Below are 22,429 nucleotides of genomic sequence, written 5' to 3'. Positions count from 1 at the left end.
TCAGACTTCGTTCAATTCACTGATATGCCGATACTCGGCCCCCAGTTCCCGGGCCAGGCGCTCGGCCTTGCCCAGGCGCAACGGGCCGCTTTCGAGGTCGACCAGCAGGCTCGGGCAGGCAGCCTCCGGCAGCGCCGGCCAGTCGCGCAGACGGCCGTCGGTAAGCACCAGCAGACGCTGATGCTCGGCGGGTTTCTGCCGCTGTCGGCGCGCCAGCCAGCCAGCGGCCTGGTGCAGGGCGTCGAGCAGCGGCGTACCGCCGCCGGCGCCCAGCTGGCGTAGCCAGTCCTGCAACTCCCGCGAGGCCTTCTGCCCCTGCCAGAGCCATTGCGCCTGCTGCCCGGTGGCATGCAGCACGGCCAGGCGGATGCGCTGCCGATAAGCCTCCTCGAACAGCGTCGCCAACACTCCCTTGGCCTGGGCCAGGGCGCCGTACCGGCGGGTGCTGGCGGAGGCATCGACGATCACCAGCCAGAGTTCGCCCGGGCGCCGGCTGCGCGGCTGGCGAAGCAGGTCGCGGCGCTGTCGGGGACGTCCACGCAGCAGGGTCGGCAACCATTGGATGGCGCCCTCCGCACCCTGGCTCAGGGCGCCGCCAAGACCGCCGCGCAGGGCTCCGGGTCTGCTCCTGGCATCCGCACCCATGACCGAGCGCGGGCGGATGCTCAGGGCTTTTTTGGCCAGCGCGGCAGCTCGCGGGCGGTCCCCATGGCCACCGGCCGAGCCGGCAATTCGCCCCACTGCCCTTCGCCGTCGCCGGTGCGCTCCGGGAGCGCGACAGGGGCCGCCGCGGGCGGTGGCGGTGGATTGGCCGCCGATGGTGGCGGGTTCGACTGGCGACGGCGATGCAGCAGGGCGAAATGTTCCACCGCATCGATGTCCTCCGCCTCGATCCGCTCGCCGCCGCGCCAGGCCGCATGGGCGCGCGCCGCGCGCAGCCAGACCAGGTCGGCGCGCAGGCCATCGACAGCCGCCTCGAAGCAGCGTCGAGCGATGCTGTCCAGCGCCGCATCGTCCAGGGGAATCCGCGCCAGCCGCCGGCGCGCCTCGGCGCAACGGCGGCGCAGGGTGTCCTGCTGGCCTTCCCAGCGTTCGGCGAAGGCCTGCGGGTCGGCATCGAAGGCCAGCCGGCGACGGATGATCTCTGCCCGCTCGGCCGGCGGCGGCTGGGTGTCGAGACGCACGTTGAGGCCGAAACGGTCGAGCAGTTGCGGGCGCAGTTCGCCCTCTTCCGGGTTCATCGTGCCGATCAGCACGAAACGCGCCGGATGCCGGTGGGAAATGCCATCGCGCTCGACCAGGTTGACGCCGCTGGCGGCGACGTCGAGCAACAAATCCACCAGGTGGTCCGGCAGCAGGTTAACTTCGTCGACGTAGAGCACGCCGCCGTCGGCCTTGGCCAGCACGCCCGGGGAAAACCGCGCGCGACCTTCGCCGAGGGCGGCGTCCAGGTCGAGGCTGCCGACGATGCGCTCCTCGCTGGCGCCCAGCGGCAGGGTAACGAACTCGCCCGCCGGCAGCAGTTCGGCGACGCCCCGCGCCAGGGTCGACTTGGCCATTCCGCGCGGCCCCTCGATCAGTACCCCGCCGATCGCCGGATCGACCGCGGCCAGGCACAGCGCCAGCTTCAGTTCGTCGGCGGCGACCACGGCGGACAGGGGGTAATGCACGGTAGCGCTCATGGGGATTCCTGCGGCGGACGGACGGAAATACGGACCGCCAAGTCTATCAGGCCGGCGGCGCCGGTATCGAACCGTGAAACAGTCGTTGAACCGGCCGCCTCGCTTGCAGTAAGCTCGGGACTCGTTCACGGGAGAAACCCATGCCGCACACCCGCCATCCGCACCTGCATTCCAGTGCCTCGCGCCCTGGCTTGTCGTTGCGCGCGCGTGCGCCGCAGGCACCCCGTGCCGCGTATTTCTTCGGGTATTGGTTTAGCCACTCCGGCGCCTGATACCCCAACGGCGCCCACGGTATACGGGACGCCTACCCTGCACACGCAAACCCCCGGTCGGCTCCCCGACCGGGGGTTTTGTTTTTCCGGCCCGTTTTTCCGGCCCACAAGGCCACAACCACAGACCAACGCACAGGACATCGATCATGACCGCATACCGCTACCGCACTGGCTACCCGCTCAACACCTGGCGATTTAGCGACGGCCGCCAGCCGCTCGCCAACCCACGACATTGCCGAACACCTCGATAGGGCACGACGCGCGCGGGACGCCCGCCGCCAGCCCAGGAAGCCAGACCATGAACTCATCCGTATCCGCACTGACCACCCTTTCGCCGAACGTCCAGGCCGTCGCCCTGCCCAGCGCCACCGCCCGTACCGCCCTGGAACGCCTGCCCAGCCCGCTCGAACTCAAGGCCCGCCAGCCGTTGCCGCTGGAGCTGGCCAGCCAGGTCGCCGCCAGCCGCGACGCCATCCGCGCCATCCTCGACGGCGACGACCCGCGCCTGCTGGTGGTAGTCGGACCCTGTTCGATCCACGATCCCCGCTCCGCCCTCGAATACGCCGAACGCCTCGCGGCGCTGAGCGACGAACTCGACGGCCAGTTGCTCCTGGTGATGCGCGCCTACGTGGAAAAGCCACGCACCACGGTGGGCTGGAAGGGCCTCGCCTACGACCCGCACCTGGATGGCAGCGACGACATGGCCGCCGGCCTGGCGCTGTCCCGGCAACTGATGCTGGACATGCTGCGCCTCGGCCTGCCGCTGGCCACCGAACTCCTGCAACCGCTGGCCGCCGGCTACTTCGACGACCTGCTGAGCTGGGCGGCGATCGGCGCGCGCACCAGCGAATCGCAGATCCACCGCGAGCTGGTCAGCGGCCTCGGCCTGCCGGTGGGCTTCAAGAACGGCACCGACGGCGGCGTCGGCATCGCCTGCGACGCGATCCGTTCGGCGGCCCACGGCCACCGCCATTTCGGCCTCGACCCGCACGGTCACCCGGCGCTGATCGAGACCCGCGGCAATCCGGACACCCATGTGGTGCTGCGCGGCGGCCGCCACGGTTCGAACTACGGCCCCGAGCAGGTGCAGGCCGTGCGCCAGGCCCTGGAAAGCCAGGGCATCGCCACGCGGATGATGGTCGATTGCAGTCACGCCAACAGCAGCAAGAACCCGCTGAACCAGCCCGGCGTCCTCGCCAGCGTGCTGGACCAGCGCCTGGCCGGTGCCAGCGACCTGGTCGGGGTAATGCTGGAAAGCCACCTGTTCGACGGTTGCCAGGCGCTCGGCGGCGAACTGCGCTACGGCGTCTCGATCACCGACGGCTGCCTCGGCTGGGAAGGCACCGAGCGGATTCTCCGCGACGCCGCCCGGCGGCTCGCCGAGCGGCGCTGAAAGCGGCGCGAGCGGCCATGCCGCTCCGCTATTCCTCTTCGACGTCCAGCAGCAGGTTCTCCAGGGCCTCGCGATAGGCCCCCGGCTCCTGCCAGAGCCCGCGCCGCTGCGCCTCCACCAGGCGCTCGGCCATGTCGCGCAGGGCCTGCGGATTGTGCTGGCGGACGAACTCGCGGGTCTCCGCATCGAGCAGGTAGGCGTCGGCCAGCAGCGCGTACTGGTGGTCGTCGATCAACTCGCTGGTGGCATCGAAGGCGCACAGGTAGTCCACCGTCGCCGCCAGTTCGAAGGCGCCCTTGTAGCCGTGGCGCTTCATCCCGGCGATCCACTTCGGATTCACCGCCCGCGCCCGCACCACCCGGTTGAGCTCTTCCTTGAGCGTGCGGATGCGCGGGTTGTCCGGCTGGCTGTGGTCGCCGTGGTAACTGGCCACCGGCGCGCCGCGCAGGGTTTCCACCGCCGCCAGCATGCCGCCCTGGAACTGGTAGTAGTCGTTGGAATCGAGCAGGTCGTGCTCGCGGTTGTCCTGGTTGTGCAGCACCGCCTGCAGGCGTTCCAGGCGCTGGGCGAAGCGTTCCCGCGCCGGCGTGCCGTCGTCGGCGGCACCGTAGGCGTAGCCGCCCCAGTTCAGGTAGACCTCGGCAAGGTCGGCGCGGGTCTCCCACAGCCGCTCTTCGATTGCGCCCTGCACGCCGGCGCCGTAGGCACCCGGCTTGGCGCCGAAGATCCGCCAGCCGGCCTGCCGGCGCGCCTCCGCCGGCGCCGTGCCCTGCGCCTCGAGGCGCTGGCGCTCCAGGCGTACGCGAGCGGCCAGCGGGTTCAGCTCCTCCGCCTCGTCCAGCTCGGCGACCGCCTGCACCGCCGCATCGAACAGGCGGATCAGGTTGGCGAAGGCGTCGCGGAAGAACCCGGAGACCCGCAGCGTCACGTCGACCCGCGGGCGGTCCAGCAGGGAGACCGGGAGTATCTCGAAATCGGCGACGCGCTGGCTGCCGGCCTGCCAGACCGGTCGCACGCCGAGCAGGGCCAGGGCCTGGGCGATGTCGTCGCCGCCGGTGCGCATGGTCGCCGTGCCCCACACCGAGAGACCGAGCTGGCGCAGGTGATCGCCATGTTCCTGCAGGTGACGCTCGAGCAGCAGGTTGGCCGACTGGAAGCCGATGCGCCAGGCGGTCGGGGTCGGCAGGTTGCGCACGTCCACCGAGAAGAAGTTGCGTCCGGTGGGCAGCACGTCGAGTCGCCCGCGACTCGGCGCGCCGCTCGGACCGGCCGGTACGAAGCGCCCTTCGAGGGCTGCCAGCAGCCCGTCGATCTCGGCCCCGCCACAGGCGTCCAGGGTCGGTGCCACCTGTTCGCACAAGCCGCGCAACACCTCGCCGCTGGCACGCCAGGTGGCAGGCGGCGATTCGCCGCCCAGGCAGCTTTCTATCCAGTGCAACGCCAGCAATTCCAGGCGTTCGCGGGTATCCCCGAGAGTACGCCAGGGCTCCCCGCCCCGCTCTTCCAGGCAGGCCGGCCGCGCGCCCTGCCAGGCCTCGCCCATGTCGCAGGCCAGCGGATCGAAGCCCAGGCCAAGGTCGTCCGCCAGGCTCTTCAGCAACCCGGCGTTGGCGCCCTTGCCATCGCCGCGCGGAACCCGCAGCAGCGCCAGCAGGGTATCCAGGCGCAATCGCCCGCTCGGCGACTCGCCGAACACATGCAGGCCGTCGCGGATCTGCGACTCCTTCAGGTCGCAGAGATAGGCGTCCAGCTGCGGCAGCCAGCTGTCCGGATCGTCGCTGAGCTGCAAGCCGATCTCGCGGTCGAGACGGTTGTCGCGCAGGAGGACGAGAATCTCGCCGCGCAACTGTTCGGCGCGGCGCGGGTCGAGCAGCGAGGCATCGTAGAACTCGTCGGCCAGGCGCTCCAGGTCGCGCAGCGGGCCGTAGCTCTCGGCGCGGGTCAGCGGCGGCATCAGGTGGTCGATGATCACCGCCTGGGTGCGGCGCTTGGCCTGGGCGCCCTCCCCCGGATCGTTGACGATGAACGGATAGATGTTCGGCAGCGGACCGAGCAACGCGTCCGGCCAGCATTCGGCGGACAGGCCGACTCCCTTGCCCGGCAGCCATTCCAGGTTACCGTGCTTGCCGACGTGCAGCAGGGCATCGGCGCGGTAGGCGTGGCGCAGCCAGAAGTAGAACGCCAGGTAGCCGTGCGGCGGCACCAGGTCGGGATCGTGGTAGACCGCCGCCGGATCGAGCTGATAGCCGCGCGCCGGCTGGATGCCGACGAAGGTCAGGCCATAGCGCAGGCCGGCGACCATCATCCGTCCGTCGCGGAACATCGGGTCCTGTTGCGGCTCGCCCCAGCGCGCCAGCACCGCCTGGCGATTGCGCTCCGGCAGGCGTGCGAAGCAGGCCAGGTAGTCGTCCAGCGCCAGGCTCTGGGCGCAGGGCCGTAGGTCGAGATGCTCCAGGTCGTTGCTGACGCCGCCGAGCAACTGGCGGATCAGCTCGGTTCCGCTGGCGGGCAGTCCGTCGACCGGATAGCCCTGCTGGCGCAGGGCACGAAGGATGTTCAGCGCCGCCGCCGGGGTGTCCAGGCCGACGCCGTTGCCGATCCGGCCATCGCGGGTCGGGTAGTTGGCCAGCACCAGCGCCACCCGTTTTTCCGCGTTTGGCTTGCGCGCCAGCTCGGCCCAGCGCCGCGCCAGTTCGGCGACGAAATCCATGCGCTCGTCGTCGGCGAGATAGCAGACCACGTCGCTCTCGCTGCGTTCGCTGCGCCAGGCCAGGCCCTTGAAACTGATCGGCCGGGTGACGATGCGCCCGTCCAGCTCCGGCAGCGCCACGTGCATGGCCAGGTCGCGCGGCCCCAGGCCTTGCGGGTTGTCCAGCCAGAGCGGGCGGTTGTCCAGCGAGCAGATCGCCTGCAACACCGGCACGTCGCGACGGAACGGACGCAACTCGGGCGCCTCCGGATTGGACTGGGCGAAACCGGTGGTATTGACGATCAGCGCGGCGTCGCTGCGCTCCAGCCAGTCTTCCACCTGCGCCAGGCAGGCGCTTTCCTTGAGGCTGGCCAGCGCGATCGGCAACGGGTTGAGCCCCTGCGCCGCGAGGCGTTCGCAGAAGCGTGCGATGAAGGCGGTGTTGGCTGCCTGCAGGTGGGTGCGATAGAACAGCAACGCGACCACCGGACGCCCGGCCTGCCAGTCGGCACGCCAGTGTTCCAGGGTCGCCTCGGCATGCCGTGGATGGAACAGCGCCACCCGCGGCAGCGCCTGCGGTTCGCGCCAGGCGTAGTCGCGGCCGAGGCACTGGCTGGCCAGGCAGCGGTAGAACTGCCCGGCGTTCTCCAGGCCGCCCTGGCGCAAGTATTGCCAGAAGCGCTCGGCCTGCTCCGCCGGCAGGTTGCCGAGGGCGCTCAGCTCCGGGTCGGGGCGGTCGTCGCCGGGCACCGGGATCAGCAGCGCGCCGCGCTCGGCCAGCGCCACCAGTTGCTCCACGCCGTAGCGCCAGTAGCCGATGCCGCCGTGCAGCGAAAGCAGGATCACCCGCGCGTGCCGCAGCACTTCCTCGACGTAGAGGTCCACCGAGGCGTGGTTCTGCAACTGCATGGGGTTGGCCAGGCGCAGGCTCGGGTAGTCGTCCGGCAGCGCACGGGCGGCCTCGGCCAGCAATGCGAGGTGCGAATCGCCGCTGCAGAGGATCACCAGCTCGGCGGGAGTCTGGGCCAGGTGGGCGATGCCGTCGTCGGGAACGAAGCCGCCGGGTTGGGTGCGCAACAGGTGCATGGACGTTCTACCGGTAGGACGCAAGAAGCTGGGGCCGGCGAATCGCCATCGCCGGCCCCGGCCGGGGATCACGGATCAGGCAAGCGCTGTGCGCAGCTGGTTGGCAATGGCGGCCTGGTCCAGCTCCTGGCCGATCACCACCAGCCGGGTGCTGCGGGCTTCGTCGGCCAGCCACTTGCGGTCGAAATGCCTGTCGAAGCGCTTGCCGACGCCCTGTACCAACAGGCGCATGGGCTTGCCCGGAATGGCGGCGAAACCCTTGATGCGAAGTATGTCGTGACGCTCCACCAGCTCGCCGAGGGCCTCGAGCAGCGCAGCTTCCTCCACCTCGGGGAGATCGACGTGGAAGGAGTCGAACTCGTCGTGGTCGTGGTCCTCGTGGCCTTCGTGGTCGTGGTGGGTCGGCCGGCCGTCGATGTGCAGCTCGGCCTCGGCGTTGAGTCCCAGCAAGACCGGGAGCGGCAGCTCGCCCCGGCTCGCCTCGACGATCTTCACCGCCGCCGGCAGCTCCCCGGCGATCTCCGCGCGGACCCGCGCCAGGGCCTCGGTGTCGAGCTGGTCGGCCTTGTTCAGGATCACCAGGTCGGCGCTGGCCAACTGGTCCTCGAACAGTTCGTGCAGCGGCGATTCATGGTCGAGGTTGGGGTCCTGGCGGCGTTGCTGGTCCACCTGCTCGGGATGGGCGGCGAAGGTGCCGGCCGCCACCGCCGGGCTGTCGACCACGGTGATCACCGCGTCGACCGTGCAGGCGTTGCGGATTTCCGGCCACTGGAAAGCCTGCACCAGCGGCTTGGGCAGGGCCAGGCCGCTGGTCTCGATGAGGATCTGGTCAAGGTCGCCGCGGCGCGCCACCAGCTCGCGCATCACCGGGAAGAACTCTTCCTGCACGGTGCAGCACAGGCAACCGTTGGCCAGCTCGAAAACGCGGCCCTGCGCCTCTTCTTCGCTGCAGCCGATGGAACATTGCTTGAGGATCTCGCCGTCGATGCCGAGTTCGCCGAACTCGTTGACGATCACCGCGATGCGCCGGCCTTCGGCGTTGTCCAGCATGTGCCGGAGCAAGGTGGTCTTGCCGGCGCCGAGGAAGCCGGTGACGATGGTGACGGGGAGTTTCGCCAGGGTTTTCATGGGCAGCCCTTGTTCAGCTCGGCGGGCATGCGGACGAGTGGCGCGGACGCAGGGGCCGCGCAACGGATTCGCCACCGGATCACCCCGCCCGGTTGTATGGAAGTCTTGTCCCCGGGCATCGCGCCACGGGATCGACGAGGCAGGTCTCCTGGCTCACGGTCTGGCGTCTCCGCCGGTTCCCCGCCTTCCCGCGTCACGCAGTGGCATTGGGGAACGATCGCCGTTCACAGTTGCGGGGGCAGCCGCGGCATCGACCGCGTTCCCTCTTAGCCCCGCCGTCGCCGGCGAGGAACCTCGAACCGGCAAGGCTACGCAGTGCGCGGGCCAGGGTCAATCGGGCCGGTTGACGCCCGGCGGTCCTTCATGCTGTCCTAGGCGGGTTGTCCCAGGTGTCTCGTGCCGGCGCGCACGAGGTGAAACGGGAAGCCGGTGACGCTCTCCGAGCCAGTCCGGCGCTGCCCCCGCAACGGTAAGCGCATCGCGCGCGAGCCCGGAGACCGGCCTGGAACCTTTCGTTTGATTCACCCGCGGTGGGCGGGCGCAAGCGTGAAGCGGGCCGTCCGGGCCTGTTCCTCGTGCGTACTCCTCTGCCACGCCCATGCCAATCCAGAGGGAACGCACCATGTCCAGCAGCACCCTGGCGCACGCCAGCTCCACCACCTCCCTGTCGAAGCGACTGAGCCTGGCCATCGGCGCCGGCCTGCTCGGCGCGCTGCTGGTCTATTTCGCCGGTTTCTCGCACATCGACGCGGTACACAACGCCGCCCACGATACCCGGCACAGCTCCGGCTTCCCCTGCCACTGAGTCGCGAGGGAACCAGAATGATCAAGCGCATCGCCCAGACCGCCGGCTTCGCCGGCCTGCTCGCCGCCCTGCTGCTGACCCTGCTGCAGATTCTCTGGGTCACCCCGCTGATCCTCGAGGCGGAGACCTACGAGAAGAGCGAGCCGGTCGCGGCCCAGCCCCACGAACACACCCCCGGCGTCGCCGCCCATGTCCACGACGAGGAGGCCTGGGAGCCGGAGGACGGCTGGCAGCGTACCCTCTCCACCACCGGCGGCAACCTGGTGGTGGCGGTCGGCTTCGCCCTGATGCTCGCCGGCCTCTTCACCCTGCGCGCGCCGGGCCAGACCTGGCAGGGCCTGCTCTGGGGCCTGGCCGGCTACGCGGTGTTCTGCCTGGCGCCGTCGCTGGGCCTGCCGCCGGAGCTGCCGGGTACCGCCGCGGCCGACCTGGTGCAACGCCAGTACTGGTGGATCGCCACCGCCGCCGCCACCGCGGTGGGCCTGGCCCTGCTGGTGTTCGGCGGCAACTGGCCGCTGAAGCTGGTCGGCGCCGTCCTGCTGGCGCTGCCGCACCTGTTCGGCGCGCCGCAGCCCGAGGTCCATGCCAGCCTGGCGCCGGAAGCCCTGGCCCAGCGTTTCGTGGTCGCCTCGCTGGTCAGCAATGCGCTGTTCTGGGCCGCCCTCGGCCTGGCCGCTGCCTGGCTGTTCCGGCGCAACCGGGGCGGCGTCGACGCCTGACCGCCTGCCACCCGCGACCCTTGCCGGTCGCGGGTCCATAGTGCCTCTCCTTCCATTTCCTCCGGTGCGCGCATGCCCCTGCCCATCCCCAGCCTGCTGATCGCCGGCATCGGCTGCCGCCGAGGCTGTAGCGCCGAGCATCTGCGCGCGCTGCTGGAGCGAACGCTGGGCGAATACGGGCGCAGCCTGGCCGAGCTGGACGCCCTCACCAGCATCGACGGCAAACGCGACGAACCCGGCCTGCGGCAACTGGCCACGCTGCTCGAACGCCCCGTGCATTTCCTCGCACCCGCCGTCCTGCACGACTACGAGCCGCGCCTGCTCAGCCCCTCCGCCGTCGCGCTGCGCGAAACCGGCTGCTCCAGCGTCGCCGAGGCCGCCGCCCTGGCCCTGGCCGAACGCCTGGGTGGCGGTCGCGCCGATCTGCTCGGGGCGAAACGCAGCGACGATCGGGCGAGCATCGCCCTGGCACGTCTTCTCACCGAACGAGAACTCCCATGACCGTCTATTTCATCGGCGCCGGTCCCGGCGACCCCGACCTGATCACCGTCAAGGGGCAGCGCCTGATCCGCCAGTGCCCGGTGATCCTCTACGCCGGCTCGCTGGTTCCGCAAGCGCTGCTCGAGGGGCACCAGGCCGGCCAGGTGGTGAACACCGCCGAGCTGGACCTCGAACAGATCGTCGAGCTACTCGCGCAAGCCCATCGCCGCGGCCTCGACGTAGCCCGCGTGCATTCCGGCGATCCCTCCCTGTATGGCGCCATCGGCGAGCAGATCCGCCACCTGCGCGAACTCGGCATCCCCTATGAGATCGTCCCCGGGGTCACCGCCACCGCCGCCTGCGCCGCCCTGCTCGGCTGCGAGCTGACCCTGCCCGAAGTGTCCCAGACGCTGATCCTGACCCGCTACGCCGCACGCACGAAGATGCCGGAAGGCGAGAGCCTGGGTGACCTGGCGCGGCACCGGGCGACCCTGGCGATCCACCTGGGCGTCGCCCACCTGGCGAAGATCGTCGAGGAACTGCTGCCGCACTACGGCGCCGACTGCCCGGTCGCGGTGATCCACCGGGCCAGTTGGCCCGACCAGGAACAGGTTCGCGGCACCCTCGGCGACATCCTGCCCAAGGTCGCCGCCAGGAATTTCCGCCGCACCGCGCTGATCCTGGTCGGCGAGGTGCTGGCCGCCGAAGGCTTCGCCGACTCTTCGCTGTACCGCGCCGAGCATCGACATCTCTATCGACCCGGCGAATGAACCGCCGTCCTTAGGTTCGGCGCCGACCACCGGCAGCACGCCTAGACTCGTCACAAGGCTTGCGACAGCGGGCCGGCACGGCTAGCGTTCAGCGCTGGCCCCTTTTTTCCTGAAGCCTTCGGACACCCATGAAACGATTCCTCCTCGGTCTGGTTCTGCTGCTGGCGGTCGCCGCCGGCATCCTCTACTTCGTCCCGGCTACCCTCCTCGCCAGCGTACGCACCGTCGAGCGCGGTCTCGCCGGTCTCAGCGAGCACAGCGTGCAGGTCGACAACCTGGAGATCGCCTACCTGGAAGGTGGCTCGGAGAAGAACCCGACCCTGTTGCTGATCCACGGCTTCGGCGCCGACAAGGACAACTGGCTGCGCTTCGCCCGGCCGCTGACCGAGCGCTACCATGTGGTCGCCCTCGACCTGCCCGGCTTCGGCGACAGCAGCAAGCCGCAACAGGCCAGCTACGACGTCGGCACCCAGGCCGAGCGAGTCGCCAATTTCGCCGCCGCCATCGGCGTGCGCCGCCTGCACCTGGCCGGCAACTCCATGGGCGGGCACATCGCCGCGCTCTACGCGGCGCGCCATCCGGAACAGGTGCTATCGCTGGCGCTGATCGACAACGCCGGGGTGATGCCGGCGCGCAAGAGCGAACTGTTCGAGGACCTGGAGCGCGGCGAGAATCCCCTGGTGGTGCGCCAGCCGGAAGACTTCCAGAAGCTGCTCGACTTCGTGTTCGTCCAGCAACCGCCGCTGCCGGCGCCGCTCAAGCGCTACCTCGGCGAGCGCGCGGTAGCCGCGTCGGCGTTCAACGCGCAGATATTCGAACAACTGCGCCAGCGCTACATCCCGCTGGAGCCGGAACTGCCGAAGATCGAGGCACCGACCCTGCTGCTATGGGGCGACCGCGACCGCGTGCTGGACGTCTCCAGCATCGAGGTGATGCGTCCGCTGCTGAAGCGGCCCAGCGTGGTGATCATGGAAAACTGCGGACACGTGCCGATGGTCGAACGCCCGGAGGAAACCGCGCAGCACTACCAGGCCTTCCTCGACGGCGTACGGAACGCCCAGGTGGCCGGTCGCTGAAAACGCGAACCGGCGCCTGGGCGCCGGTTCGGGGGAGCGGGAGCCGTCGCGAGGACGGCTCGGATCCAGGCCTCAGGCCTGGATCAGGTTGGCGATCTGCACGTCCGGGTTGACGTCCTGCTCGTAGTCGACCCCAGCGACCTCGAAACCGAACAGGTTGAGGAACTCGCTCTTGTAGCCAGCGAAGTCGGTCAATTCGTAAAGGTTCTCGTTGGTTACCTTGTCCCACAGCTCCTCGACACGGGACTGCACTTCCGGCTGCAGTTCCTTGTAGTCGGCACGCAGGCGGCCTTCCTCGTCGAGGCGCGGCTCGGCGCCGTACAGGCTCTCCCGGTACAGGCCGTCGACCTGCTCGATGCAACCTTCGTGGGTACCCTGCTCCTTCATCACCTTGAACAGCAGCGACAGGTACAGCGGCATCATCGGGATCGCCGAGCTGGCCTGGGTCACCACCGCCTTGAGCACCGAGACGCGCGCGTCGCCGCCCAACGGGGCGAGCTTGTCGCGGATACCGAGGACCTTCTGGTCGAGATCCTTCTTGGCTGCGCCGATGGAACCGTTCCAGTAGATGTCGTGGGTGATCTTCTCGCCCAGGTAGGTGAACGCGGTGGTCTTCGCGCCGTCGGCCAGCACGTCGGCCTCCAGCAGCGCGTCGATCCACATCTGCCAGTCCTCGCCGCCCATCACCGCAACGGTATCGGCGACCTCCTGGTCGCTGGCCGCCTCCAGGACCACGTCCTTGATCACTTCCTTGTCGGTGTCCAGGCCACGGAAGCTGACCGACTTGCCGATCGGCTTGAGGGTCGAGGAGAACACTTCGCCGCTCTTCGGATGGGTACGGCGCGGCGCGGCCAGGCTGTAGACCACCAGGTCGACCTTGCCGAGATCGCGCTTGATGGTCTCGATGGTCAGCCGCTTCACCTCGTCGGAGAAAGCGTCGCCATTGATGCTGCGGGCATACAGGCCTTTCTCGTGGGCGAACTTCTCGAAGGCCGCCGAGTTGTACCAGCCGGCGGTGCCCGGCTTGCTCTCGCTGCCCGGACGCTCGAAGAACACCCCGAGGGTATCGGCGCCGGAACCGAACGCGGCGGTGATGCGGGCAGCCAGGCCATAGCCGGTGGAGGAACCGATGACCAGGACCTTCTTCGGTCCGTTGACGACGGGGCCCTTGGCCTCGACGTAGTCGATCTGTTGCTTGACGTTGGCCTCGCAGCCTGCCGGATGGGTAGTGACGCAGATGAAGCCACGCACGCGCGGTTTGATGATCATGAAAACCTCGGTTGCTAGATGCCGGAAAAGCACATTCAGGAGCTAGAGACGTCGCGCATTGTAAATGAGACACCTCCGCTTGGGCGGACCGAAGGCAGGAATCGTGACCAAAGGGTCACGCGTCGCAGCCCGGACATAAAAAAACCCGCTCCGGGGAGCGGGTCTTGTCGGCTTGGAATCGGGCTCAGACGGCCTTTTCCAGCTCCGGTACGGCGTCGAACAGGTCGGCGACCAGGCCGTAGTCGGCGACCTGGAAGATCGGCGCCTCTTCGTCCTTGTTGATCGCGACGATCACCTTCGAGTCCTTCATGCCCGCCAGGTGCTGGATGGCACCGGAGATACCCACCGCGATGTACAGCTGCGGGGCGACGATCTTGCCGGTCTGGCCGACCTGCATGTCGTTCGGCACGAAACCGGCGTCGACCGCGGCGCGGGAAGCGCCGACTGCGGCACCCAGCTTGTCGGCCAGGGCGTAGAGGATCTTGAAGTTGTCGCCGTTCTGCATGCCGCGGCCGCCGGAGACCACGATCTTGGCAGCGGTCAGTTCCGGACGGTCGGACTTGGCCAGCTCTTCGCCGACGAAGGCGGACTTGCCGGCATCGGCCGGGCCGGAAACCTGCTCGACGGCAGCCGAACCGCCTTCGGCGGCGACGGCGTCGAAGCCGGTGGTACGCACGGTGATCACCTTGACCGCAGCCGAGGACTGCACGGTAGCGATGGCGTTACCGGCGTAGATCGGACGCTTGAAGGTGTCGGGGCTGACCACTTCGACGATCTCGGAGATCTGGTCGACGTCCAGCAGCGCGGCGACGCGCGGCAGGAAGTTCTTGCCGTTGGTGGTAGCCGGGGCCAGCACGTGGCTGTAGTTCTTGCCCAGCTCGGCGATCAGCGGTGCGACGTTTTCCGGCAGTTGGTGGGCGTAGGCGGCGTTGTCGGCGACCAGCACCTTGGAGACGCCCTCGACCTTGGCGGCGGCTTCGGCCACGGCGGCAACGTTCTGTCCGGCGACCAGCACGTGGATGTCGCCGCCAATGGCCTTGGCAGCGGCAACGGTGTTCAGGGTGGCAGCCGCCAGGGCCGCGTTGTTGTGCTCAGCGATAACCAGGATAGCCATTAGATTACCTTCGCCTCGTTCTTCAGTTTCTCTACCAGTTCAGCCACGGACTTGACCTTGATGCCAGCGGAGCGTGCAGCCGGCGCCTCGACCTTCAGGGTCTTCACGGTGGAAGCGGTGGAAACGCCCAGGGCGTCCGGGGTCACCACGTCCAGCGGCTTCTTCTTGGCTTTCATGATGTTCGGCAGCGACGCGTAGCGCGGCTCGTTCAGGCGCAGGTCGGTGGTGACGATGGCCGGCAGGTTCAGCGCGACGGTCTGCAGACCGCCATCGATCTCGCGGGTCACGTTGACCTTGTCGCCAGCGACCTCGACCTTGGAGGCGAAGGTGCCCTGGGCGTAGCCGGTCAGCGCGGCGAGCATCTGGCCGGTCTGGTTGTTGTCGCTGTCGATGGCCTGCTTGCCGAGGATCACCAGCTGCGGCTGCTCCTTGTCGACCACGGCCTTGAGCAGCTTGGCCACGGCCAGGGAGTTCAGCTCGTCGTTGCTCTCCACCAGGATCGCACGGTCAGCGCCCAGCGCCAGCGCGGTGCGCAGTTGCTCCTGGGCGGCGGTCGGGCCGACGGAGACAGCGACGATCTCGGTAGCCACGCCCTTCTCTTTCAGGCGCACGGCTTCTTCCACGGCGATTTCGCAGAAGGGGTTCATGGACATCTTGACGTTGGCGAGGTCGACGCCGGAGTTGTCCGCCTTGACGCGGACCTTGACGTTGTAGTCGACCACTCGTTTGACTGCTACAAGAACCTTCATGGATTCCTCGTTATTCTCCGGTGAATAAGGATGTCGCCAGACAGGCCTGGCCGGTGATGCTCGCCGGCCGGAAACCGACACTCTGCTAGACAGCGACCGCAAAACCGCCCGTATCTTGACCGGATCACCCTTTTCGGTCAATACGGCAAAAGGGTGGTTTCCCCCCCTCGAATGCCGATTCTATCAGGCTTCCAAAGAATTCAAACAAACGTTTGTATTGGACCTGCCCATGCAGCTATATATAATGCGCCCGCTCTGATCAGGGAAAGATCTCAGCCACCAATAAACAGATACCGTGAGCCTTGAGTAGGAGATCGATAGTGGAACGCGAATACATGGAATTCGACGTCGTCATCGTCGGCGCCGGCCCCGCCGGTCTGTCCGCCGCATGCCGACTGAAGCAGAAGGCCGCCGAAGCCGGTCAAGAGATCAGCGTCTGCGTGGTCGAGAAGGGTTCCGAAGTGGGCGCCCACATCCTCTCCGGCGCGGTGTTCGAGCCGCGCGCGCTGAACGAGCTGTTCCCCGACTGGAAGGAACTCGGCGCGCCGCTCAATACCCCGGTGACCGGCGACGACATCTACGTCCTGAAGAGCGCCGAGAGCGCTACCAAGGTGCCCAACTTCTTCGTGCCCAAGACCATGCACAACGAGGGCAACTATATCATCTCCCTGGGCAACCTCTGCCGCTGGCTGGCCCAGCAGGCCGAAGGACTGGGCGTGGAGATCTATCCGGGCTTCGCCGCCCAGGAAGCGCTGATCGACGAGAACGGCGTGGTCCGCGGCATCGTCACCGGCGACCTCGGCGTCGACCGCGAAGGCAACCCGAAAGAAGGCTACTACACCCCCGGCATGGAGCTGCGGGCCAAGTACACCCTGTTCGCCGAAGGCTGCCGCGGGCACATCGGCAAGCAACTGATCAAGAAATACAACCTGGACAGCGAGGCCGATGCCCAGCACTACGGTATCGGCATCAAGGAAATCTGGGACATCGACCCGTCCAAGCACAAGCCCGGCCTGGTGGTCCATACCGCCGGCTGGCCGCTGAACGACGAAAATACCGGCGGCTCGTTCCTCTACCACCTGGAGAACAACCAGGTGTTCGTCGGCCTGATCATCGACCTGTCCTACAGCAACCCGCACCTGTCGCCGTTCGACGAGTTCCAGCGCTACAAGCACCACCCGGTGGTCAAGCAGTACCTGGAAGGCGGCAAGCGCGTGGCCTACGGCGCCCGGGCCATCTGCAAGGGCGGCCTGAATTCGCTGCCGAAGATGGTCTTCCCCGGCGGCGCGCTGATCGGTTGCGACCTCGGCACCCTGAACTTCGCCAAGATCAAGGGCAGCCACACCGCGATGAAGTCCGGCATGCTCGCCGCCGACGCGATCGCCGAGGCCCTGGCCGCCGGCCGCGAAGGCGGCGACGAGCTGTCCAGCTACGTCGATGCGTTCAAGGCCAGCTGGTTGTACGACGAACTGTTCCGCAGCCGCAACTTCGGCGCGGCCATCCACAAGTTCGGCGCTATCGGCGGCGGCGCGTTCAACTTCATCGACCAGAACATCTTCGGCGGCAAGATCCCCGTCACCCTGCATGACGACAAGCCGGACTACGCCTGCCTGAAAAAGGCCAGCGAAGCGCCGAAGATCGACTACCCGAAGCCGGACGGCAAGCTCAGCTTCGACAAGCTGTCCTCGGTGTTCCTCTCCAATACCAACCACGAGGAAGACCAGCCGATCCACCTCAAGCTGGCCGATGCGAGCATTCCGATCGAGAAGAACCTGCCGCTCTACGACGAGCCGGCCCAGCGCTACTGCCCGGCAGGCGTGTACGAAGTGGTGGCCAACGACGACGGCAGCAAGCGCTTCCAGATCAACGCGCAGAACTGCGTGCACTGCAAGACCTGCGACATCAAGGACCCGGCGCAGAACATCACCTGGGTGGCGCCGGAAGGTACCGGCGGGCCGAACTACCCCAACATGTAAGGCAAACGAAAAAGGCTCCCTCGGGAGCCTTTTTTCATGCTGCGCCTGTCAGTCCGGCTGCGGGCCGAGGGGAAAGAACTCGCCGTGGCTCCAGACGCCGAGCCATTCGATGCCGTCGATCCGGCGCGGCACCGCCAGCTCGACCAGCTGGTAGAACACGTTGCGATGCACCAGCGCCTCGAGGTTGTCGCGCACCCGCAGGTAGGGCGTGGGTTCCTGGCTGCGGGGGTCGATCTCGACGCGCAGCGGATGCCCGGCGTCCGCCTCGACCTCGTCCTCGACGTTGGTGGCGAAGCGCAGTACCTGCGCCCCGCCCTCGCCCTGCACCTGCAGGGTCACCGCGACGAAGGGCGCATCGTCGACGCGGATACCGACCTTTTCCACCGGAGTCACCAGGAAATAGTCGTCGCCGTCGCGGCGAATGATGCTGGAGAACAGCTTCACCATCGGCTTGCGTCCGATCGGCGTGCCCAGGTAGAACCAGGTGCCGTCGCGGGCGATGCGCATGTCGATGTCGCCGCAGAACGGCGGATTCCACAGGTGCACGGGCGGCAGGCCCTTCTTTTCGCCCCTGGGGATCTGCGCCAGCAGGTCGTTGGCCTTGCCGGTATCACTCATAGCCTGTTCCTCGACTGTTCAGGCCCAGCAATTCCTGGGCGTATTGCTCCAGCGGGGGACGCAGCAGGTCTTCCGGGGTGGCGTCGTAGAACGTCAGGAAACCGCCGCGGCTGCGGATGGTCGCGCTGTCCACCAGGAAACGGGTGCTGGTCTCGATCAGCATGACCTGGATGACACTGCGATCGCGCCCGACCCGGCCGAGTTCCTCTTCGTCTTCCCACTCCTCCCAGTTGCCGATCCTGTTGTCGCCCCGGGCGAAACGGCAGTACAGCAGGTAGTGAGCGCCGGCGGCACGCGCCTCGCGCATCGCGTCGTCCAGGCCGAGCGGCGCCTTGGCGCGGCGCACCAGCGGGAAATACTCGACGAAACCTTCGAAGGCCTGCTCGGCCACCACGTTCGGCCGCGCGTACCGGTAGCCCGGCGGCACGAACGGGCCCTGGCCGATGTAGATGAAGGAGTCGGCCTGGATCCGCCGGTTGTTGCTGCGCTGGCTGGCGCTGTGATCGAGCACCCCGGCGTCGCGCAGGTAGTAGTCGGCGCCGTCGGCCAGGTCGCTGGGCTTCATGCAGGCGGACAGGCTGCCCAGGAGGAGCATCGCCAGGGCGATACGGAACAGGTGCAACATCGGTCATCTCCCCTGCCGGCGTCGGAAAACCGGCGAATGACGAGCCGATGCAGCTTCCGCGCCATCACAGGCCACGCTGCCACTCCTGGCGCAGGGCAGCGTGCTGCGGCTGCTCGATGGCCTGGCGGACCTCGGCCAGCAGGCGCGCCTTGTCGGCACCCAGTTCGCCCTTGAGCACCAGATAGTTGGAAGCGTGGTCGCTGCGAAATACCGTGTCTTCGAGCTCCAAACCCTGCAACAGGCGTTCGACCTCGACGAACAGGGCACGCCGATCCAGCGCCTCGAAATCGGCGAAGCCAGCACGGAAACGCTGCTCGCCGGTAGGGAAACTCACCACCAGGGTCGACAGGTACTCCGGCTGGGCGGCGTTCATCAGGCGCGCGGAGTTGTCCGCGTGCTGCGCGCTCAGGGTCATTCCGCCCAGACCGTTGAGGATCATCACCGAACGACTGATCCCCGCCTCGCCAAGCTTTTCCAGCGCATCCAGGGTAGAGGAATAGGTCTCGCCCTTGTTGACCCGCGCCAGCACTTCGTCGTCGCCGGACTCGGCGCCGACATAGGCCATTCGCAGCCCGGCGTCGGCCAGTTCGCGCAACTCGTCGACCGACTTCCTGCGCAGGTTGCGCGGCAGGCAGTAGCTGGATACCCGCTCCACCTCCGGCAAGTGCTCGCGAATCGCCTGCAGCACCGCGAGCAGCCGGCGGGTCGGCAATACCAGGGCGTCGCCATCGGCGAGAAACACCCGCTTGACGATCAGGCGCTCGCCGCAGCGGCGGATCTCCTCCAGTACCTCGTTCTCGTCGCGGGCGCGAAATTTCTTTTGCGGCTGGGTATACATCTCGCAAAAGCCGCATTTGTTCCAGGAACAGCCATTGGTCACCGGGAGGATCAGCGAATGCGCCTCGCTCGGGGGCCGGAACACCGGTTCGATGTAGTGGATGGGGAATTCACGGACACTCATCGGAGAACTCCTGAACGAACGTGGAGCCACCGGCGGATTCGCCGGAAATGGGCAGCCGACGTCCCGGCGGCGGATCGATGGGCGACGAGTATATCCCTGCCGGCAAAGAGTGCGCGGGGCGCAGTGACTGCGTCCCGGCACCACAGGTATCAGGCGCTGGGAGCGTCGCCTTCGCGCTTGCGCTTGTTGCCCATGCGCACGCCGATATCCATCAGGAAGTGGAAGAAACCTTCCTGGTCTTCCAGCACCTCGCGCCAGAACGGCGAGTGGTACAGCGCCACGGCGCCATGCACCAACGCCCAGGCAGCGCAATAATGGAAGTACGGCGGAACGTTCTCCAGCTTGCCGTCGGCGATACGCTCCTTGATCAGTTGGGTCAGGCGTTCGAAGTTGGAGGCGCGGATCTTGTGCAGCTCCTCGACCATCTCCGGCACCTGGCTGGTCTTCACCACCTTCTCTTCCAGGCGGTCGAACAGGCGGTAGCGCTGCGGATCGCGCATGCGGAACTCGAAGTAGGCACGCGACAGGGCTTCCTTGTCGCGGGCTACGTCTTCGGAATGGAACAGGGCGGCGAGATCGCGCTCGTAGTCCAGCATCAGGCGCAGGTAGATCTCCGCCTTGGACTTGAAGTGCTTGTAGATCGTGCCTTTGCCGATGCCGACGGCATCCGCGATCATCTCGACCGTTACGCTGTCTTCCCCCTGTTCGAGGAACAGCTTGAGGGCGGTATCGAGAATCTCCTGTTCACGGCGACGAAATTCACGAACTTTGCGAGGCTCTTTCTGCATAAAAAGACTGTCAGGTCAAAATGAGTCAAAAATCGAAGCCGCGTATTATGCCTATTCAGCACGAAAATGCACGGAACATCCGACGATGAATTGTTACCAGGACGAATTCGACCAGACCAACGGTCTGCGCTACCTCAACCACGCAGCGGTCGCACCCTGGCCTAGACGCGCCGCCGACGCGGTGAGCGCCTTCGCCCGGGAGAACGTCGCCCACGGCGCCAGCGACTATCCGGAATGGCTGAAGATAGAACATCGCCTGCGCGAGCGCCTTGCCCGACTGCTCAATGCGCGCGCCGGCAGCGACCTCGCCCTGGTCAAGAACACCTCCGAGGCGCTTTCCTTCGTAGCCTTCGGCCTGGATTGGCGAGAGGGCGACCAGGTCGTCATCGGCAACGAGGAGTTCCCCTCCAATAGAGTGGTCTGGGAAGCCTTGCGCCCGCGCGGCGTCGAAGTGGTCGAGGTCGGTCTCGCCGGCGACGATCCCGAGAGCGCCCTGCTCGCCGCCTGCGGCCCGCGCACCCGCCTGCTGTCGATCAGCGCGGTGCAGTACGCCAGCGGCCTGCGCCTTGACCTGGAGCGCATCGGCGCGGGATGTCGCCGCCGCGGGGTGCTGTTCTGCATCGACGCGATCCAGCAGCTCGGCGCCCTGCCCTTCGACGTACAGGCCTACGATTGTGCCTTCGCCATGGCCGATGGGCACAAGTGGATGCTCAGCCCCGAAGGGCTGGGCGTCTTCTATTGCCATCCCGAGCAGCGCGAGCGCCTGGCGCTGCACGAATATGGCTGGCACATGCTGGAACATGCCCTCGATTACGAGCGTCGCGACTGGCGGCCGGCGCGCAGCGCCCGGCGCTTCGAATGCGGCAGCCCGAACATGCTCGGCGCGATGGCCCTGGAGGCCAGCCTGGGGCTGTTGGAGGAGGTCGGCATGGAGCGGGTCGGCAGAGACATCGCCGAGCGCGTCCAGTGGCTACAGGACGGTCTGTCGGGAATTCCCGGGGTACGCCTGCACAGCCCGCGGAACCCGAGCCGACGCGCGGGCATCCTGACCTTCAGCCTGGACAGCCAGGACAATCGGACACTCTTCGAAACGCTTCGCCAGGAACGGGTCATTTGCGCCCAGCGTGGCGGAGGTATCCGTTTTTCCCCGCACTTCTACACGAGTTCGACGGTGATCGACGATACCCTGGCGATCTTGCGCCAGGTCGCAGGCACCTAGGTACTCAAGGACCGCAAGGGTATTCCAAATCTGTTTAAAAAACCGCCAGCCCTGTCTGGACGCCCCACGAACATGACCAATACTGAAAGGTACTGGCGCGCGGTATCTCCCCCCAAGTACCCAGCCAGTGAAGGTACCGAGGAATGCGTACCTTTGTTCCACTCCTAATGGTCTTGACCCGGATTCATCCCCCAGAACCCGGGTTTTTTTTTATCCGTGCGCCGGCCTAGCGGGCCAACGGAAACAGCCGATGGAAATTGGCGGTAGTCTGCTCCGCCAGGGTTTCCAGGCTGACGCCACGCAACGTCGCGAGGAATTCGGCGACATCGCGCACGTATTCCGGCAGGTTCGGCTTGCCGCGATGGGGAATCGGCGCCAGGTAGGGCGAGTCGGTCTCCACCAACAGCCGGTCGGCCGGTACCTGGCGAGCCACCTCGCGCAGGGCATCGGCATTGCGGAAGGTGACGATGCCGGACAGGGAAATGTAGAAGCCCAGGTCCAGCGCCGATCGCGCCATTTCCCAGTCCTCGGTGAAGCAATGCAGCACGCCGGCCTGCGGCAACGCCGCCTCGCGCAGCAGCGCCAGCGTGTCGGCGCGCGCCTCGCGGGTGTGCACGATCACTGGCTTGGCGGTGATCCGCGCGGCTTCCAGGTGCAGGCGAAACGCCTCCTGTTGCAACTCGGCGGCTTCCGGTTCGTAGTGGTAGTCGAGGCCGGTCTCGCCGATCGCCACCACCCGCGGATGCGCCAGTTCGCCCAGCAGCCAGTCCAGCGCTGGCGCGCTTCCGGGCTCCAGGTCCAGCGGGTGTACGCCCACCGAACAGTGCACGTCGGCATAGCGCTCGGCCAGGGCCTTCACCGCCTGGGCATTGTCGGCGCTGACGCCGATGCAGAGGAATTGACCGACGCCACGCGCTCGCGCGGCATCCAGCGCCGCATCGAGCGAGCCGCCATGGGCGGCCAGGTCGAGGCGATCGAGGTGGCAGTGGGAATCGACCAGCATGATCCTG

General features: G+C 67.4%; 20 protein-coding genes and 2 riboswitches. Of the genes, 8 read left to right on the top strand and 12 right to left on the bottom strand.

Going from position 1 to position 22,429, the window contains the following annotated elements; genetic code table 11:
* Both JHD77_RS01810 and JHD77_RS01805 read right to left on the bottom strand, forming a co-directional pair.
* The gene (locus JHD77_RS01810) at positions 1–645 is read right to left on the bottom strand and encodes a vWA domain-containing protein (RefSeq protein ID WP_003119819.1); all 645 of its coding nucleotides are present in this window, start codon (positions 643–645) and stop codon (positions 1–3) included.
* Between the two features lie 20 nt (positions 646–665).
* The gene (locus JHD77_RS01805; RefSeq protein ID WP_023517782.1) at positions 666–1,682 is read right to left on the bottom strand and encodes an ATP-binding protein; all 1,017 of its coding nucleotides are present in this window, start codon (positions 1,680–1,682) and stop codon (positions 666–668) included.
* 570 nt (positions 1,683–2,252) lie between these two features.
* On the opposite strand from JHD77_RS01805, the gene JHD77_RS01800 reads away from it, so the two are divergent.
* The gene (locus tag JHD77_RS01800) at positions 2,253–3,347 is read left to right on the top strand and encodes a 3-deoxy-7-phosphoheptulonate synthase (protein ID WP_031673106.1); all 1,095 of its coding nucleotides are present in this window, start codon (positions 2,253–2,255) and stop codon (positions 3,345–3,347) included.
* 28 nt (positions 3,348–3,375) lie between these two features.
* Here JHD77_RS01800 and cobN read toward each other — a convergent pair whose 3' ends face one another.
* Together cobN and cobW are read right to left on the bottom strand one after the other, a co-directional pair.
* Positions 3,376–7,122, bottom strand: coding sequence for a cobaltochelatase subunit CobN (gene cobN, locus JHD77_RS01795; protein WP_023114513.1), 3,747 nt, complete (start codon positions 7,120–7,122; stop codon positions 3,376–3,378).
* Between the two features lie 75 nt (positions 7,123–7,197).
* Positions 7,198–8,250: a cobalamin biosynthesis protein CobW gene (cobW, locus tag JHD77_RS01790; protein ID WP_023116991.1), complete on the bottom strand. Its 1,053-nt coding sequence runs from the start codon at positions 8,248–8,250 to the stop codon at positions 7,198–7,200.
* 121 nt (positions 8,251–8,371) lie between these two features.
* Positions 8,372–8,562: riboswitch (cobalamin riboswitch) on the bottom strand.
* 58 nt (positions 8,563–8,620) lie between these two features.
* Positions 8,621–8,770, top strand: a riboswitch (cobalamin riboswitch).
* A gap of 102 nt (positions 8,771–8,872) precedes the next feature.
* Here cobW and JHD77_RS01785 point away from each other — a divergent pair.
* The 5 genes from JHD77_RS01785 to JHD77_RS01765 all read left to right on the top strand — a co-directional run bounded on the left by JHD77_RS01785 (position 8,873) and on the right by JHD77_RS01765 (position 12,100).
* A complete protein-coding gene (locus JHD77_RS01785) occupies positions 8,873–9,055 on the top strand; it encodes a CbtB domain-containing protein (RefSeq protein ID WP_003091059.1) in 183 nt (60 codons plus the stop codon).
* A 17-nt stretch (positions 9,056–9,072) separates the two neighbouring features.
* Entirely contained in the window at positions 9,073–9,774 is a 702-nt protein-coding gene (locus JHD77_RS01780; RefSeq protein ID WP_003162182.1) for a CbtA family protein, read from the top strand.
* Positions 9,775–9,846: 72 nt separating this feature from the next.
* The gene (locus JHD77_RS01775) at positions 9,847–10,275 is read left to right on the top strand and encodes a cobalamin biosynthesis protein (protein ID WP_016562082.1); all 429 of its coding nucleotides are present in this window, start codon (positions 9,847–9,849) and stop codon (positions 10,273–10,275) included.
* On the top strand, positions 10,272–11,024 hold the full coding sequence (gene cobM / locus JHD77_RS01770; RefSeq protein ID WP_003102926.1) for a precorrin-4 C(11)-methyltransferase: 753 nt from the start codon (positions 10,272–10,274) through the stop codon (positions 11,022–11,024). The genes JHD77_RS01775 and cobM overlap by 4 nt, the downstream gene beginning before the upstream one ends.
* A gap of 128 nt (positions 11,025–11,152) precedes the next feature.
* Positions 11,153–12,100 (top strand): alpha/beta fold hydrolase, encoded by a 948-nt coding sequence (locus tag JHD77_RS01765; protein ID WP_003162180.1) that lies wholly within the window; start codon positions 11,153–11,155, stop codon positions 12,098–12,100.
* 72 nt (positions 12,101–12,172) lie between these two features.
* Here the strand turns inward: JHD77_RS01765 and fabV are convergent, their stop codons facing one another.
* From fabV to JHD77_RS01750, 3 genes are all read right to left on the bottom strand, one after another.
* The gene (gene fabV / locus JHD77_RS01760; protein ID WP_003102929.1) at positions 12,173–13,369 is read right to left on the bottom strand and encodes an enoyl-ACP reductase FabV; all 1,197 of its coding nucleotides are present in this window, start codon (positions 13,367–13,369) and stop codon (positions 12,173–12,175) included.
* 184 nt (positions 13,370–13,553) lie between these two features.
* Positions 13,554–14,483, bottom strand: coding sequence for an electron transfer flavoprotein subunit alpha/FixB family protein (locus tag JHD77_RS01755; RefSeq protein WP_003091099.1), 930 nt, complete (start codon positions 14,481–14,483; stop codon positions 13,554–13,556).
* Positions 14,483–15,232, bottom strand: coding sequence for an electron transfer flavoprotein subunit beta/FixA family protein (locus JHD77_RS01750; RefSeq protein WP_003091107.1), 750 nt, complete (start codon positions 15,230–15,232; stop codon positions 14,483–14,485). Before JHD77_RS01750 ends, JHD77_RS01755 begins: the two co-directional genes overlap by 1 nt.
* Positions 15,233–15,552: 320 nt before the next feature.
* Here JHD77_RS01750 and JHD77_RS01745 point away from each other — a divergent pair, with 320 nt between their 5' ends.
* On the top strand, positions 15,553–17,208 hold the full coding sequence (locus JHD77_RS01745; protein WP_003102932.1) for an electron transfer flavoprotein-ubiquinone oxidoreductase: 1,656 nt from the start codon (positions 15,553–15,555) through the stop codon (positions 17,206–17,208).
* A 48-nt stretch (positions 17,209–17,256) separates the two neighbouring features.
* On the opposite strand, the gene JHD77_RS01740 is transcribed toward JHD77_RS01745, so the two are convergent.
* The 4 genes from JHD77_RS01740 to JHD77_RS01725 form a co-directional block, all read right to left on the bottom strand.
* The gene (locus JHD77_RS01740) at positions 17,257–17,826 is read right to left on the bottom strand and encodes a DUF1285 domain-containing protein (RefSeq protein ID WP_003113996.1); all 570 of its coding nucleotides are present in this window, start codon (positions 17,824–17,826) and stop codon (positions 17,257–17,259) included.
* Positions 17,819–18,451, bottom strand: a complete 633-nt coding sequence (locus JHD77_RS01735) for a DUF4823 domain-containing protein (RefSeq protein WP_003091112.1) — start codon at positions 18,449–18,451, stop codon at positions 17,819–17,821. Before JHD77_RS01735 ends, JHD77_RS01740 begins: the two co-directional genes overlap by 8 nt.
* Before the next feature lie 64 nt (positions 18,452–18,515).
* On the bottom strand, positions 18,516–19,412 hold the full coding sequence (locus JHD77_RS01730; protein WP_003091113.1) for a radical SAM protein: 897 nt from the start codon (positions 19,410–19,412) through the stop codon (positions 18,516–18,518).
* A 149-nt stretch (positions 19,413–19,561) separates the two neighbouring features.
* Positions 19,562–20,200: a TetR/AcrR family transcriptional regulator gene (locus tag JHD77_RS01725; protein ID WP_003091114.1), complete on the bottom strand. Its 639-nt coding sequence runs from the start codon at positions 20,198–20,200 to the stop codon at positions 19,562–19,564.
* An 85-nt stretch (positions 20,201–20,285) separates the two neighbouring features.
* Here JHD77_RS01725 and JHD77_RS01720 point away from each other — a divergent pair, with 85 nt between their 5' ends.
* On the top strand, positions 20,286–21,419 hold the full coding sequence (locus JHD77_RS01720) for an aminotransferase class V-fold PLP-dependent enzyme (RefSeq protein ID WP_031756497.1): 1,134 nt from the start codon (positions 20,286–20,288) through the stop codon (positions 21,417–21,419).
* 226 nt (positions 21,420–21,645) lie between these two features.
* Here the strand turns inward: JHD77_RS01720 and JHD77_RS01715 are convergent, their stop codons facing one another.
* Entirely contained in the window at positions 21,646–22,422 is a 777-nt protein-coding gene (locus JHD77_RS01715; protein ID WP_003091117.1) for a TatD family hydrolase, read from the bottom strand.
* Between the last annotated feature and the right edge of the window lie 7 nt (positions 22,423–22,429).

The sequence above is a fragment of the Pseudomonas sp. P20 genome (assembly GCF_016463925.1).
Lineage (GTDB): Bacteria > Pseudomonadota > Gammaproteobacteria > Pseudomonadales > Pseudomonadaceae > Pseudomonas > Pseudomonas aeruginosa.
The sequence above is the reverse complement of the archived record's forward strand: the minus strand, read 5'-3'. Positions and strand labels throughout refer to the sequence as shown.